A 13,998-nucleotide genomic window follows, 5' to 3' on the forward strand; every position below is an offset into this window, starting at 1 on the left:
CGGCGATCGCCCCCGGCTCCATCGCCGCGATCAGCCCGTTCTCCCCGTGCACGATCTGGCCCCCCGCCGCCCGGTAGTCGGTGACGAGGATCGGCAGGCCGAGCATTTTCGCTTCATCGACCGCAATCGGCTTCCCCTCGAACCGCGACGGCTGCACATAGATGTCCGCCTGGCGCATGTACGGGTACGGATTCGCCTTTACCCCGAGCAGGATAAATTGCTCCTCGAGCCCCCGCTCCCGGATCAACTTCGTCAGCCGCTCCCGCTCGTCGCCTTCGCCGAGCACGAACCAGCGCACCCGCCGCCCCTGCTCCGCCAGCAGCTTGCAGGCGTCGATCGCCATATCGAACCCTTTCTGCGGATGGAGACGCCCGGCGGACACGATGATTGTCTCGCCTTCCCGCCGCCCGTACAGGTCGCCTGTCTCCGCCTCCGCCATCCGCCGGATCGTTCCGGGGGAGACGATGTTGTGAATGACGCGGATTTTGTCCCGGTGCCGGGGAAAACGCATCTTCAGCACCGCCGCGCACTCCTCCGACACCGTTACGAGATGGTCCAGCCTCCCGAAGTACGGGTCGTCGAACGCCGGGTCCATGCCGAGCCGGTCGTAATCGATGTGGATCCACCCGATCTTCCGCTCCGCCTTGACCTTGTCCAGCACATAATAGATCGGCCCCCGCTCGAGGAAGCCGATCGCGCAGTCGTACCGCTTCGCCGGTGAAGGCAGGCACCAGGCCATGTACCGCCAGATCCGCTGGTCGCTTCGCGCCGGCAGCGGTTCCGTCCGGATGATCGCTCCCGCGATCAGGCGCGCAAGGGCATGGTCGGGCCGGCCCGAGCGCAGCGCCTTGCCCAGCGCCCGCTCGATCGGCATGTCGAACAGCCGGTAGGCGCACGGCTCCTCCAGCACCCGGACCTCCGGCGGCAGGCTGGCGAGAAACACCCCTTCCCGCTTGAACAGTAGCAGATCGACCTCGTACTTGTCGTAATCGAGGGCGCCGAGCAGCGAGACGAGCGCCCGTTCCGCGCCGCCGCAATGCAGATGATTCATGACGAACAAGAGGCTTGTTTTCCGCTTCCGGCCGTCCATTCCGATTCTCCTTCCAGCAGCGCTTCGAACTTGCGCACTTCGTCTTCCGTGCCGAGCGGTTCAAGCGCCAGATTCCGCCTGAGCCGCTCCGTCAGCGCCGGATCGTCCATCAGCCGCGCGATTCCCCCGGCGATCGCCCCCGGCTCCATCGCCGCGATCAGCCCGTTCTCCCCGTGCACGATCTGGCCCCCCGCCGCCCGGTAGTCGGTGACGAGGATCGGCAGGCCGAGCATTTTCGCTTCATCGACCGCAATCGGCTTCCCCTCGAACCGCGACGGCTGCACATAGATGTCCGCCTGGCGCATGTACGGGTACGGATTCGCCTTTACCCCGAGCAGGATAAATTGCTCCTCGAGCCCCCGCTCCCGGATCAACTTCGTCAGCCGCTCCCGCTCGTCGCCTTCGCCGAGCACGAACCAGCGCACCCGCCGCCCCTGCTCCGCCAGCAGCTTGCAGGCGTCGATCGCCATATCGAACCCTTTCTGCGGATGGAGACGCCCGGCGGACACGATGATCGTCTCGCCTTCCCGCCGCCCGTACAGGTCGCCCGTCTCCGCCTCCGCCATCCGCCGGATCGTTCCGGGGGAGACGATGTTGTGAATGACGCGGATTTTGTCCCGGTGCCGGGGAAAACGCATCTTCAGCACCGCTGCGCACTCCTCCGACACCGTTACGAGATGGTCCAGCCTCCCGAAGTACGGGGCGTCGAATGCCGGGTCCATGCCGAGCCGGTCGTAGTCGATATGGATCCATCCGATCTTCCGCTCCGCCTGCACCAGATCGACGCAGAAATAGGTCGACGTCTTCTCCAGGAAGCCGACGGCCGCGTCGTATCGGCCGGGGACGGCGGACGCCAGGGCCCGGCGCAGGTAACGCCAGCCGTATTGCTCGCGCACAGACGCCGTGCTCCCGATCCGGCTGCGCGCCGCATACAGGAGGCGGCTGGCCGCAAGCCCGGGGTCGCCCGCGCGCAGCGACGACAGCACGGAGCGCAGGACGGGCTGCCGGAACCGCTCGTAGCGACCGGGCCAGGGCAGCACGCGCACTTCCGGCGGCAGCAGGTCCATGAACAATCCGCCGTGATCGAGCAGGAACAGATCAACCTCGTACCGGCCGTAGTCGAGCCGGCCCAGCAAATTGACGAGGGCCTTCTCTCCGCCGCCCGCGGCGAGACTCGGCATGATGAACAGCAGCTTCTTCTTGTTCACGGCAGCCGCGCCCCTCATGCCAGATCGGCCAGATAATCGGCCGACCTGCGCGACATCGCCTGGATGCGCGGGATGACGTCCGCCAGACGGCCGCGAAGCGCCTCTTCTTCCGCGACCGCTTCCTTGAAAGCTTCGATCAGCGCGGCGGCGGGGTTCGCCGCCACGCGGGTGTCGATCACGAGCCGCTCCCGGCCGAACAGATCGCGCGCGATGCCTTTCGACTTCGCGCTGTATCCGAGCACGATCGTCGGCACGCCGCTGGAATAGGCGGCGATCGTCGCGTGCGTCCGGGCGCCGATGAAGAAGCGCATGCGCGCGATATAGCCTTTCACCTGCATGGCGTTCAGATCGCCCGGCAGAAGCAGCACCCGCCGCGACGCCTTGAATTCCTCATACAGCGGCCGCAGCGTGTCGAGGTCGCTGTTGCCGTGCTCGATCACGTGCGGCGTAAGCGCGATCGCCGAATCCGTCGTCTCCAGCACATGACGGATCAACCCGCGCACGGCCTCCAGCGCGGCCGGGTTGCGCCCCGCGACGAGCGGGCTCATGTTGACGCCGATCGTGTCGCCTTCCTTCCAGCCCGGCGGCAGCGGAAGCCGGATGCCCGGAAGCGTGAACGCCGGGTCGGCGACCAGTCGGACATTGTCCAATCCGCAGTTCCGCAGCACATCGTATGTCAGCGTCTCCCGCGCCAGAATGAGGTCGAACCGCCGCAGATCCTCCAGTTTCCGCTCGGACAGATCCTCCTCGCCGATGGAGCAGCACCAGAGCACGAGTTTGCGGCCCATCTTTTTGACCCGGCGATCGACTTCGTACCAGCCCGGTTGTTCACCGTAGCAATAGTTGTCGCCGCCGATCGACAAGCAGACGTCCGCGTCCTTGATCCGCCGGATGACGTTGAGGTGGATGCGGCCGAGCGCGTACGACTCGTCGCCCAGCAATTTGACCCGGACGGACGATACGATCCATTCCGGCGAATACTTGCGCAGCTTCCGCGCCGAACCGTCAAACACCGCCGCAACGTTCAGCCCGCGGTCCGTCTCCGGGCGCTCGGACGCCAGCAGCACTTTCGCGCCGCGAATCCGCGACTGGATAAGGGCGGCCGACGACCGGACGATCGCTTCGCATCCCCGGTTCAGACTTCCGCCGTGCGCGAACATGAGTACATTCATCCCGATCATTCCTCCCGTCCGGCTGGTCATTCTCCGCTCCGCAGCCGGCTGTAGGTAGCGGCGCAGTACAGCCCGAGCGCCGAGCGCCGCTTCATGAGCCCCAGCATGAGGCGCTCGTAGCGGCCCGCCGCGCCGCCGAACGCGGCGCGGTACACGTCCAGCGCCCGCCGCACATCGCGATGGCCGATCATCCGGCGCACCTTCCGCAGCCGCTCCGCGGGCGTCAGCCCGACGGCCGGCCGGCAGTAAACGTAGATGTACGCCAGCACGCTGCGGATCAGCTTCGCCGAGCGGCGGACCTCGAGCTCGCGCTCATCCATCAACTCCGCGTAGATCGGCGGCAGCTCCGCGCGGTACACTTCCAGCGCCCTGGCGAAGTAATCCCGGTCGAGCCATTGCCGGGTCGCGCTGCCCTCCGTTTCACGGTAGCGGTAGCCGCAGTATCGGAGATAAACGGCCGATTCCGCCGCGGCGAAAAACAGCATGTTGAACCAGCCGTCCTCGCCGAGCGCCACGCCGCGGGGAAACAAAGCGCCGGAGCGGCGCACGGCGCTCATCCGGTACAGCTTGTTGCAGACCGAGTTGCAGCGGTCCGACTCCACGAAATAGGGCAGCAGCCGGTTCGTGATGCAGGAGCGGTCGAGCGTGACGCCGGCCGGGAACGGATAGGCGGCCGGGCGGCCCGCCTCGCCTTCCGCGAACTCCGCGATCACCGCGTCGCAGCCGTGACGCTCCGCCGCACCCAGCAGCGTCTCGTAGAATTCCGGCGCGACTTCGTCATCCGCGTCGACGAAGCCGACGTAGCGGCCGGCGGCGGCCTGAAGCCCCGCGTTGCGGGCCGCGCTGACGCCGCGGTTCGGCTGGTCGATCAGCACGATCCGGTCGTCCAGCTCGGCGTGCCGCTCGATGATCCGCCGGCTGCCGTCCGTCGATCCGTCGTTCACGAAAATAAACTCGCACGCTTCCAGCGTCTGCGCGCGCAGCGAGGCGATGCAGCTTTCCAGATGCGCTTCCGCGTTGTACACCGGCACGATGACACTGACTTCCACTTTGCGGCCACCCTCACGCCATCATGTGATACAGTTTCTTGAGCTCGTCCGCGTTGCCGTAGTCGCGCCGACGCGCGCCTTCGGCGACCCGGTCGAGCGCCTCGCGGTCCCGCACCAGCCGCTCGATCGCATCCGCGAGGCCTTCCGGTCCGGACGGGCAGATGTACCCGTCGACGCCGTCCGTCACCTGGCTCGCCGCCGTCGGATAATCCGCGACAAGCACCGGCTTGCCGAGTATCTGCGCCTCGGTGACGACGACCGCCTTGCCTTCGTAGCGCGACGGCTGGACGTACAGGTCGGCCGCTTTCATGTAGGGGTACGGGTTCGCTTTTTTGCCGAGCAGCCGAAAACTGTCCCGAAGCCCCAGCTCCGCCGCCAGTTCCTTCAATTCCGCCTCCATGCTGCCGAATCCGACGATGTACCAGCGGATGTGCGCAAGCCCGCGGTCGTGCAGCAGCCGGAGCGCCCGGGCCGCCAGGTCGAAGCCTTTGGCATACGACAGCCGGCCGACGGAGACGATGCGGAACGGCTTCTCCCCCGCGCCGTCTTCCGGATCGTCCGCCATTTCGGGCGGCACGCCGCCTTCATCGGCCATGGCGCGGACGAACGACGGCGACTGGATGTTCTCGATCTCGACAACCCGGCCCTCCAGCTCCGGATACCGGCTCAGAAACGAGCGGGTGCAGGCGGGGGACACGGAGGCGAGAAAATCGAACGACTGCCACATGTTCAGATCCAGTTCACGGTCGACAGCAAGCACGGAGTAGTCCGTATGGATCCAGGCAATCTTCACGTCGGCGCGGACGTTGCGGGCCGTGTAGTCATGCGGCCATGAGAAGCTGATCGCGGCGTGGTAGCGCTCGCGGCGGCGCGGCTGGATCCGCGCCATATATTTCGAAACAAGCTGCATCTGGATGTAGCCGGCGCCGGCGTCCCGTCGGTTCACGGGATGGCGGAGCGCCTTCAGCCGCGAGCCGTATTTGCAGCCCATCCGGACGATCGCCGAGAGCAGCTGCCCGTCCTTCACGCATTCGACGATGGACTTGCGGTACGCGGCCAGCCCCCTCTCCTCGGGCAGCAGGCGGACGCGGTCCGTCAGCATCGGCAGCAGTTCGCCGGTATGCCGGAAGACGAGCAGGTCGACCTCGTACCGGTCGTAGTCGAAATGCTCCAGCATGTTGACCAGGCTCCGCTCGATTCCGCCGATCTCCATGTCGTACAGGGTGATGAGCACCCGCTTCTTCACGCCGAGTCGCCTCCCGAATGGACGGGCACCCGCATTTTCCGCCACATCCAGATGACCGGCCTGAGCGGGTAATACAGAAAATGCAGCGGCTTCGGAAGCGGCAGCGCTTCCGCGTCCGCATGGTACGGATGCAGGTAGCTGAGCCGGAACAAGAGCCGCTGGCGCATTGTCATCAGATTCAGCAGATGCCGGCTGTGATGGCGCGCCACCTCCGGCGGCAGCGGCGGGCTGTGCAGGTTGATGACGCGGCCGATGTAGAACAGCGCTTCTTCCGCCAGCTCGCGCGCCCGCGGATGGTTCGATGCCTGCCTGGCGCTTTCCGGTATCGGCGTGCCGAGCAGGCCGGCCGCAAGCTGCAAGGCCTGCCCGCCGATGTGCCCGCAATCCAGGCGCCGCATTTCGGCGGCGACCCGGTCCCAGCGCAGCGGCAGCCGCGCAATCCGGTCGATGTCGAGCAGCCAGCGGAGGCGCGACCAGCCGTGGCGGGCGCCGTGCGATGCCAGGAACAGGAACGTATCCTCCAGCCCGGGCAGGTCGACGGGCCGGCCGCCGATCATCATTGTCCGGCGGCGCGCCCACAGCGCGTCGAAGGATGGTTCCCGCGCGGGCCACGGATGCATCCGCCAGTGGAGCTCGATTTTCGAGCCGGTCTGCGGATGGACGAAGGCGTAGTGATGGTGGCGCCAGCGCCAATCGCCCAGCACGGTGCGGATGTAATCGTCCTTCACGTAGCCCAGCATCTGGAGCAGCCGGTCCGCTTCGCCGATGTCGGAAAGCGGCACGAGCAGGTCGACATCGCCCGACGGCCGGATCGCCAGATCCCCGTACAGATCGAGCGACAGCACCGGCCCTTTCAGCACGAGCATGCGGATGTCCCGATCGCGGAACAGGCTGACGATGCGGCTCGTCTCGCCGCACAGATGCAGCATGCGGAGCGTGTTGTCGCGGCACTGCGCTTCCAGCCGCTGCAGCACATGCTGCGGCATATCCGCCTGCAACCCTTGCTTGAGCCGCTTGACGACAAGCGGATAGACCCGGTGATGGACGGCAAGCGACGCGAACCGCTCCCAGTCGAACCCGTCGGACGGATCCGGTTCCGGGCAGACCGCCGGGGGACGCCGGTCGCGCAGCAGCTCGAGCATCACCTTGAGCTCCTCCGGGAACGATGACGTGTCCCAACGCGGAAACCGTTTCGAAGGCAACGCCCTCTCCTCCAGATGTTCACTATTTAGACTGGTGTAGTTCTTTATAATGAACATAACTTGACATTAACACCCATGGTCCGATCTGTCAATTCACGGCGGTTGGAACCGTAAGCCCGGTATGCCGCAGCTGCGCAGCCCCGTCGCCCCCCCCCGCTGACGAAACCACGTTCCGTCAGAAGCGCCGGGCTCACACATGCCGGCCGAACAGCTGACGCAGACCGCCGATCACCGCCGGCCCCGCCACACGGCCCACGATGCGCTTCGCCCCGGTGCGCAGCCGCACATGCGCGGGCAGCCACGACTGCGAGAAATGGTGAATCGTGTAGCTCTCGGCGGTCAGGAAGCTGCGGCCGTCGATATAATCGTACGGGCTGAAGTAGCTGCGAGGATAGACGGCCACGCCGTCCGGAAGCGTCTGGAAGCTGCCGTCCCGCTTCAGGCCGATCGCTTCGCTGAGCTGCGTCATGGCGGACGTGTTTGTCGTCATGTCGAAACTGCCGTCCGGCTGACGGAACCGCCTGCCCTCGTAATCGCGGAGCAGCGCCGCGATCCACGGATGTCCCGGCTCCGCGCCGAGCGTGCCGGACTGGAGATAGATGCCGTCCTCGAAACCGGTGAACGCGCGGTGCTTGTGCAGAGGCGCAAGCGGCCGGAGCACTTCGACGTCGGTGTCAAGGTAGATGCCGCCGTGCTTCAGCAGCGCGTGGAGCCGCACGTAATCGCTGACGAACGCGTATTTTCCCGCTTCGTACGCTTCCCGGACATACGGATGGGCGTCCACATCGAAGTTGTCTTCATTCCATTCGATCCACTCGTAATCGCCGAGATGGCGCCGCCAGCTTCGCATGCATTTCCGCACCAGCCTCGGCTTGTCCCCCCGTCCAAACCAGCAATAATGCAGCACCTTCGGAATCCGGCATCCGTCCGCCGCTTTGCCCTCCACTTGCGCCACTCCTTTCCGTACCCCCGTGCGGCAGCAGCATCATCCGTGAAAAAAAGAGGTCCGCCGCCCCGCACACTTCTCGCCTTCACGCCTGCAATCCGCCTTCCGAAATGCCGCCCCCGGCCTTTCCTCGTCTCGCCTGCCAGATCGTCTCCAGTTCCCGGACGGTGCTCCGGATGTCGTACCGGGCTGCCCGCTCCGGATCGAGCGCAAGCCCGCCGCCGCCCGCCTTGAGCCGCTCGCAGATCCGCTCCGCCCAGTAAACTTCATTCTGCCCGAGCGGAAGGAAGACGCATAGCCCGAGGTCCGCTTCGGCAGGAACCATGTCCGAGACGAAACACTTCACGCCGCAAGCCTGTGCCTCGATAAGCGCGATGCCCAGCCCTTCCCGCCTTCCGCTCCCAGTTCCCGCACTCTGCTCTCGTGAAGCTGCTCCCAATCCGTCGTGACGGCCAGCAGCACCTTCGTCTTGCTTCGATCAAGATGCTCCAGCATATTGAGGACAAATGTCCCGATTCCTTCCGCCGAGATGCCCGGCACGACGTGCAGGACAACGACCGGCCCGCCGGATACGCCCGCCGCCTCTGCCCGGCCGTCATAGGACATTGACAAGTCACCTCCGGCCTGTCACCGCAGCCGTTACAGATAATCGCTCCGATATTGGAGCCCCAGCGCCACGACGTGCTCATAGTAGAAATACATCAGATGGAGCACCAGAAGCCCGTAATAGGCCAATTTCCGATACCGTTCCGCAAACAGCGGAATGATCCACGAACACAGCACCAGACTGTACAGGCCGAAATAAATGTTGAACCGCGCGAAAATCCAGTTGTTAACCGAAATGACCATGAACAGGAACCCCAGCATCGTCATGTTGACGAAAAGATCGCTCTCGGGCCAGATGCTGCGCAGCTTGTGCCGGCCGAGGAACGCGACGAGCAGAGGAGCACCTGTGACGGCGACCCGTATGATATTCGCGCCGCCTTCGTCGAACTGCCCGTATATCGTGTAATGGCTGCCTTCAATCAGAATGAGCAAGACGCCGAAAAGTTGGTCGAATCCGATGGCGGCAAGCACGGCCAGGGCGAGCAGCAGCATCGTCGTTTTCGTCCAAGCCCGCCTCCGCACCAGAAAATAGACGCCCAGCATGATGATCGCCGTGTTGTGAAACGTCGCCGCGAGCAGAACGATCAGAAAATACCGCCGCCAGTCCCCCCGGATGAGCCAGTGCGTGCCGGCAAACAGGATGGCCGCGGCGAGATACTGGCGGATGCCGTTCATCGAAACGGTGAACATGCCGGTCGTAATGTACAGGAACAGGCTCACCTCGATCATCCGCGAATACCGGTACAGCCCCGTCACGATGAGCACATTCGTCACGAATGCCGTCACAAAAACCAAAGCCTGCGGGTCGGGGGTCAGCTTCTTCAATACGATCGACAGCACGCTGAAGCCGAAGTCGCCCTCGAAGCTGAATCCCTCGAACGTCGGATTCAGCAGATAGTAATTGAGCATGTAGAACGGTGTATCGCCGATATTGTTGCGCAGCCCGGACACGAGCACGAAACTTGCCGCGGCGGCCGCCACGAGCAGCTTGCTCGGCTTCAGTACGGGTGCCGGGCCGCCCTCCGGCGCAAGCATCCCGGGCTGCCGCGCCAGCGGCGCCATGCGGGCGAGCGCCGCGCAGACGAATACGAACAGCAGATTGAGCCACAGGACAGTCATCGCCATGCGCCTCCCGTCTCAACGACCGGCCGTCACCGGCGCCGACCTGCGGGTGCTCCGGATGTACAGAAACAGGAGCACGCCGGGCGGAATGGCGAGAAGCGTCAGCCCTTTGCGCGGCGAATCGCGCAGCATGCCGCGTCCGCCCGCCATCAGGCAGCTCGACACGTAATGCACCGCTTCGCGGAACCGCTGCTTCCAGGTCGGCGCCACCTCCATCGCCGTCCGCCGGAAGAAGGCGAATCCCCGTGGGTTGCGCCGGTATTGGTGAATCATGTTGAGGCTCGACCCGTCGGGCAAATATTCGACGCGGCAGAGCACCTCGTTCATGAGCAGCAGCGGCCGGATCCGGTCGATCAGCACGTACTTGTAACTGAGCGGGCAGTATTTTTCACCGGGAAAAACGGGATACGGCGGAACGGCCTTCACCAGATCGGTCCGGTACACCAGTTTCTTGTCCCCCCGCACCCGATGGACCGCATGCAGGCCGAACAGCGTACAGGCGGTCATGCCTTCCGGCAGCCGGTCGCCGATGATGTTCCCGTCCCGGTCCGCGTCAAGCCCAACGATGCCGGCATAATCATCGCTTCCGTATTTGCGCCAGAACGCGACGATTTTCTCCACCGCGTCTTCCGGCATGTCGTCGTCCGAATCGATACAGACGTTCAGTTCCGTGTCGATCAGCTCATAGGCCGCGTTGTGCGCGCCGTGCATCCCCTGGTTCTCCTGGTAATGGTAGCGGATCGCGATCTCGCCCTCCGCCATCCAGCCGCGCACCAGTTCGGCCGTGCTGTCCGTCGATCCGTCGTCGATGACCAGCCAGACGAAATCCTTCGACGTCTGCCGCTTCAGGCTCTCGTAGCACCGGGGCAGGACATACGCCCGGTTGAAGGTCGGCGTGAACACCGTCAGCGTCGGCTTCCCCGTATCACGGTTCATTGGACGAGCACCCCCGTCTCCTGCCGGGAAGGCTCCACGGCCGCCATCAGGCTGTTCAGCACGAGCCGGTCGGGCCGCACATGGCGCCGGTAATAGTTGTAGTTGTTCTGCATGAGATGCATCCGGAGCCGCTCGTCCCGGATCAGTCTGGCGACGGCCTCGACGCATTCCTCCGGCGTGCGGAACGACAGATAGTTGCGGTTCTCGCCGAAGACGCCCGGCACTTCGTAATGCAGCGTCTCCGTCACGATCGCCTTGGAGGCGGCCACGTATTCGGCGAACTTCCAGCCGACCGACTGATGCAGTCCCATCGTGGCGATGCAGATCGACGACCGCTTCATCCGCTTCAGGTAGGCGCGCCGGCTGACCTCCCGCCGGTCGGCGATCACGAGATCGGGATAATGTTCGGCAGCGAACGGGGTCGGCGCGACGCCGCCATGGAACAGGCTGCCGAACGCCTCCCGGCACAGGCGGATCGTGCGCGCGCGCTGCTCGTTGATGTAATGCCGCTCCTCCCGCTTCGTCTCCGGAAGATGCATGTCGGGGGAATCCCCCCGCACATCCCACATCCGCGCCATGAACAAAACACGAGGCGGTTCCTCCGGCCGCGGCTCGTCCTCGAACTTCTCGACGGTATACCAGCCGTAGTAATGCACGGTCAGCGGCAGCATCCGGATCAGCTTCTTCATCTTCTCGATCGGATGATCGAGCGGCATCGGCCAATGCGCGACGCTGCCCGGAATCGTCACCATGTAGTTCAGTCCCAGCGGGCGGATCTTTCCGCCGTGCGTGAGCCGGGCGTTGCGCACCGCGCTGAAACTGCGCTTGAAGCAGATATCGTAGCGCCGGAGCAGCGGTCCGTACAGCCGCTCGGGCTCCTCGACCAGGTTGTCGTAGCCGTCGTTCAGGTCATAGAGCAGCCGGATTTCACGGTTCAGCGTGACTTCCAGCATGTTGACGGGAATCGGCTCCGCGCACGCCCCTTTCGCCTGCCGCTCGATCACAAGCTCGATGACGCCGTGCCGCGCCAACAGTTCGAACCCGGCAATGATCTGATAGAGATGCTGTGATACTGAGCCAAGCCGCATCCGGCAATGCAACTTCATCATACGATCCTCCTCGTCTCCGTCGGACCGGACGTCTGGCGGTGGAAGGCTTGTCCGTAATAATCGGCCAGTTCAGCCGCCACAGCGCCGATATCGTAGCCCCGTCTGCGCACCTGCTCCGCCGCCTCCCTGCGCACGTGAACCGCATCCGCTATGGCCGCCGCTTCCTTGATCGCGCGAATCCAGCGATCCGCCGGAGCTTCCAGCGGAATGCGCGTCACCAGCCCGATCTTGAGGTCGGCCTCTTCCGTCACCCGATCCGAGACGACGCACGGAAGTCCCGCGCTCTGCGCCTCGATCAGCGCCACCGGCAAACCTTCGTGGAGCGACGGGAACACCATGACGTCCATGGCCGCAAGCAGCCGCGCGATGTCGCCGCGCACGCCGAGAAGACGAACACGGCTTTCAAGCGACGCCGCTTCGATTCGGCGGACGATATCCTTCTTGAGCGGTCCGTCCCCCATGAGCAGCAGCACCGCATCCGGCCGCTCCTCCGTCAGCCCGGCGAACAGATCGATCAGGAACGCATGATTTTTCGCCGGGTGAAATCGCCCGACATGGCAGACGGCGAGCTGTCCGGGAAGAAGGCCCAGTTCGGCCCGCACCGCGCGCCGGACATCCGGATCGAAGGCAAGGGCGCCGCAATCGACGGCGTTGCGGATAAGTTTCGCCTCTTCAGCGCGATGCGCGAACAGCGAGACGGCCGCCGCTTCCGAGCAGGCAAACCGGTCGGTGGCGTTCGGGTCGATCAGCCTTCCCGACGCCCATTTGTACAGCCGCGCCAGCGCGCCGCCTTCCACCTTCGTGCTGTGGCTGTGCGCGATCCGTACGGGAACGCCTGCGCGGCGGGCGGCCCTCAGCACCCAGCCGCTCATTCGGTCCATGTGCGCATGCACGATGCCGTACCGCCGCCCGTCCCCGGCAAAAAATTGATCCAGCGCCCGCACATAGCCGACGGGGCCGGCGTCGGTAATCCAGGGAATGCGGTGGATCTTTCCGCCGAGGGAACGAATCTCATCGTCGAACACGCCTTCGCGGCAGGTCAAAAAGTCGAACTGCACCCGCGTCCGATCGATGCGCCGGTACAGATTCATGATCAGCGTCTCCGCGCCGCCGCGGTTCATGTTGACGACGGCGTGAAGGACTCTTGTCTCTGCGCCCATGTACCAATCTCCATTTCACCCAGAATTGAAGCATAAATGGCACGCATCTCCGCCATTACCGTGTCCAGCCCGTACGCAGAGGACACGATCCCCCGGCCGGCGCCGCCGAACGCCGCGCGGTCGCGGGGATTCAGGAGCAGCCAACGGATGCGGTCGGCCATCTGCCGGGCATCTCCCGGCGGCACGAGCCAGCCGCTGCGGCCGTCGTTCACCAGTTCCCGGTGCCCCCGGTTCGAGGTCGCGACGACCGGCAGCCCGCAGGCCATGGCCTCCAGCACGTTCACCGGCAGCCCTTCCCGGTAGCTTGACGCAACGGCGATATCCAGCGACGGCAGCCAGTCGGCGATGTCCGGCCTGAAGCCCAGGAAATGGGTCCGGTCCCCGACGCCGAGCCGCACGGCGAGCGCCTCGCAGGCCGGGCGCAGCGGGCCGTCGCCCGCCAGGAGCAGCCTCGCCCGGGGAAATTCGTCTTTCAGAAGCGCAAGCGCTTCGATCAGCATCCGCTGATTTTTGTTCTTGTTGAATTCCGCCGCATAGAAGAGCAGCTGGTCGTCCATGCCGTAGCCGAGCCGCCGGCGCATGCCGCGGCGCGTCTCGGCATCGGCCGGCGCGAACCGCTCCAGATCGACGCCGACGCCGTGCACGCGGACGATGCGGCCGGCCGGGAAACGTCTGTCCGCCGCCTGCCGAAAGTCTTCCTCGTTGATCGTGATCAGGCAGTCGGTGAACCGGGCCAGCATCCGCTCCAGCGGGTAATAGAGCATCCAGCTCAGCTTCGGCCCCCCCGCCTGGAAGTGAAACCCGTGCGCCGTATAGAGCACCCGGGCGCCGCCGCGCCGCGCCCCGCGCGCCGCCAGCCGGGTCAGGGCGCTGGCCGTCGGCGTATGGCAATGGATGAGCCGGTAGCCGCCTTCATCGATGATCCTCCGGACCTCCCGGTAGGCTCTGACGTTCGTCAGCCTCGCCGGCGATCGGCTGAACGGCACGTCGAACCGGCGGTCCGCCCAGGGCAGGTCCAGCGGACCGGCCGCGGCCGCGTGCACTTCCCAGCCCCGGGACTTGAACCATCGCATGACGGGCTGGTGGAACCGCTCAAGGTGCTGCGCGACGGTCGCGCAGAACAGGATTCGGCCTGCGGGCTGACCCATCGAT

The 13,998-nt window shown here is 65.2% G+C and carries 14 protein-coding genes; all 14 read right to left on the reverse strand.

What is annotated here, in order from left to right; translation table 11 throughout:
- Positions 1-1,090, reverse strand: a 1,090-nt coding sequence (locus tag C6W55_RS15475) for a glycosyltransferase (protein ID WP_286893684.1), incomplete at its 3' end; no start/stop codon positions are given.
- Positions 1,048-2,298 (reverse strand): glycosyltransferase, encoded by a 1,251-nt coding sequence (locus C6W55_RS15480; RefSeq protein ID WP_353682047.1) that lies wholly within the window; start codon positions 2,296-2,298, stop codon positions 1,048-1,050. The genes C6W55_RS15480 and C6W55_RS15475, both read right to left, overlap by 43 nt.
- A gap of 14 nt (positions 2,299-2,312) precedes the next feature.
- The gene (locus tag C6W55_RS15485; protein ID WP_286893686.1) at positions 2,313-3,470 is read right to left on the reverse strand and encodes a polysaccharide pyruvyl transferase family protein; all 1,158 of its coding nucleotides are present in this window, start codon (positions 3,468-3,470) and stop codon (positions 2,313-2,315) included.
- A 26-nt stretch (positions 3,471-3,496) separates the two neighbouring features.
- Positions 3,497-4,519: a glycosyltransferase gene (locus C6W55_RS15490; protein WP_286893687.1), complete on the reverse strand. Its 1,023-nt coding sequence runs from the start codon at positions 4,517-4,519 to the stop codon at positions 3,497-3,499.
- 13 nt (positions 4,520-4,532) lie between these two features.
- Complete coding sequence (locus tag C6W55_RS15495) at positions 4,533-5,765, reverse strand: glycosyltransferase (RefSeq protein ID WP_286893688.1); 1,233 nt, start codon at positions 5,763-5,765, stop codon at positions 4,533-4,535.
- Positions 5,762-6,967, reverse strand: coding sequence for a nucleotidyltransferase domain-containing protein (locus C6W55_RS15500; protein ID WP_286893690.1), 1,206 nt, complete (start codon positions 6,965-6,967; stop codon positions 5,762-5,764). Before C6W55_RS15500 ends, C6W55_RS15495 begins: the two co-directional genes overlap by 4 nt.
- 190 nt (positions 6,968-7,157) lie before the next feature.
- Positions 7,158-7,913 (reverse strand): glycosyltransferase family 32 protein, encoded by a 756-nt coding sequence (locus C6W55_RS15505; protein ID WP_286893691.1) that lies wholly within the window; start codon positions 7,911-7,913, stop codon positions 7,158-7,160.
- A gap of 85 nt (positions 7,914-7,998) precedes the next feature.
- Complete coding sequence (locus C6W55_RS15510) at positions 7,999-8,259, reverse strand: hypothetical protein (RefSeq protein ID WP_157373590.1); 261 nt, start codon at positions 8,257-8,259, stop codon at positions 7,999-8,001.
- Entirely contained in the window at positions 8,256-8,519 is a 264-nt protein-coding gene (locus tag C6W55_RS15515) for a hypothetical protein (RefSeq protein WP_286893693.1), read from the reverse strand. Before C6W55_RS15515 ends, C6W55_RS15510 begins: the two co-directional genes overlap by 4 nt.
- Before the next feature lie 33 nt (positions 8,520-8,552).
- Positions 8,553-9,638: an EpsG family protein gene (locus tag C6W55_RS15520; RefSeq protein WP_286893695.1), complete on the reverse strand. Its 1,086-nt coding sequence runs from the start codon at positions 9,636-9,638 to the stop codon at positions 8,553-8,555.
- 18 nt (positions 9,639-9,656) lie between these two features.
- Positions 9,657-10,577, reverse strand: a complete 921-nt coding sequence (locus tag C6W55_RS15525) for a glycosyltransferase family 2 protein (protein WP_213484406.1) — start codon at positions 10,575-10,577, stop codon at positions 9,657-9,659.
- Positions 10,574-11,683, reverse strand: coding sequence for a glycosyltransferase family protein (locus C6W55_RS15530; RefSeq protein ID WP_286893698.1), 1,110 nt, complete (start codon positions 11,681-11,683; stop codon positions 10,574-10,576). Before C6W55_RS15530 ends, C6W55_RS15525 begins: the two co-directional genes overlap by 4 nt.
- Entirely contained in the window at positions 11,683-12,846 is a 1,164-nt protein-coding gene (locus C6W55_RS15535) for a glycosyltransferase family 1 protein (protein WP_286893701.1), read from the reverse strand. Before C6W55_RS15535 ends, C6W55_RS15530 begins: the two co-directional genes overlap by 1 nt.
- On the reverse strand, positions 12,804-13,994 hold the full coding sequence (locus C6W55_RS15540; protein ID WP_286893702.1) for a glycosyltransferase family 4 protein: 1,191 nt from the start codon (positions 13,992-13,994) through the stop codon (positions 12,804-12,806). The genes C6W55_RS15535 and C6W55_RS15540 overlap by 43 nt, the downstream gene beginning before the upstream one ends.
- Positions 13,995-13,998 lie beyond the last annotated feature (4 nt).

The sequence above is a fragment of the Thermobacillus sp. genome (assembly GCF_003390775.1).
Lineage (GTDB): Bacteria > Bacillota > Bacilli > Paenibacillales > Paenibacillaceae > Thermobacillus > Thermobacillus xylanilyticus.

What these genes read in the sequence shown, in the direction of transcription:
- C6W55_RS15515 (WP_286893693.1), bottom strand. Translation starts at nt 8,519, where the DNA reads ATGTCCTATGACGGCCGGGCAGAGGCGGCGGGCGTATCCGGCGGGCCG.
- C6W55_RS15520 (WP_286893695.1), bottom strand. Translation starts at nt 9,638, where the DNA reads ATGACTGTCCTGTGGCTCAATCTGCTGTTCGTATTCGTCTGCGCGGCG.
- C6W55_RS15525 (WP_213484406.1), bottom strand. Translation starts at nt 10,577, where the DNA reads ATGAACCGTGATACGGGGAAGCCGACGCTGACGGTGTTCACGCCGACC.
- C6W55_RS15530 (WP_286893698.1), bottom strand. Translation starts at nt 11,683, where the DNA reads ATGAAGTTGCATTGCCGGATGCGGCTTGGCTCAGTATCACAGCATCTC.
- C6W55_RS15540 (WP_286893702.1), bottom strand. Translation starts at nt 13,994, where the DNA reads ATGGGTCAGCCCGCAGGCCGAATCCTGTTCTGCGCGACCGTCGCGCAG.
- C6W55_RS15535 (WP_286893701.1), bottom strand. Translation starts at nt 12,846, where the DNA reads ATGGGCGCAGAGACAAGAGTCCTTCACGCCGTCGTCAACATGAACCGC.
- C6W55_RS15485 (WP_286893686.1), bottom strand. Translation starts at nt 3,470, where the DNA reads ATGAATGTACTCATGTTCGCGCACGGCGGAAGTCTGAACCGGGGATGC.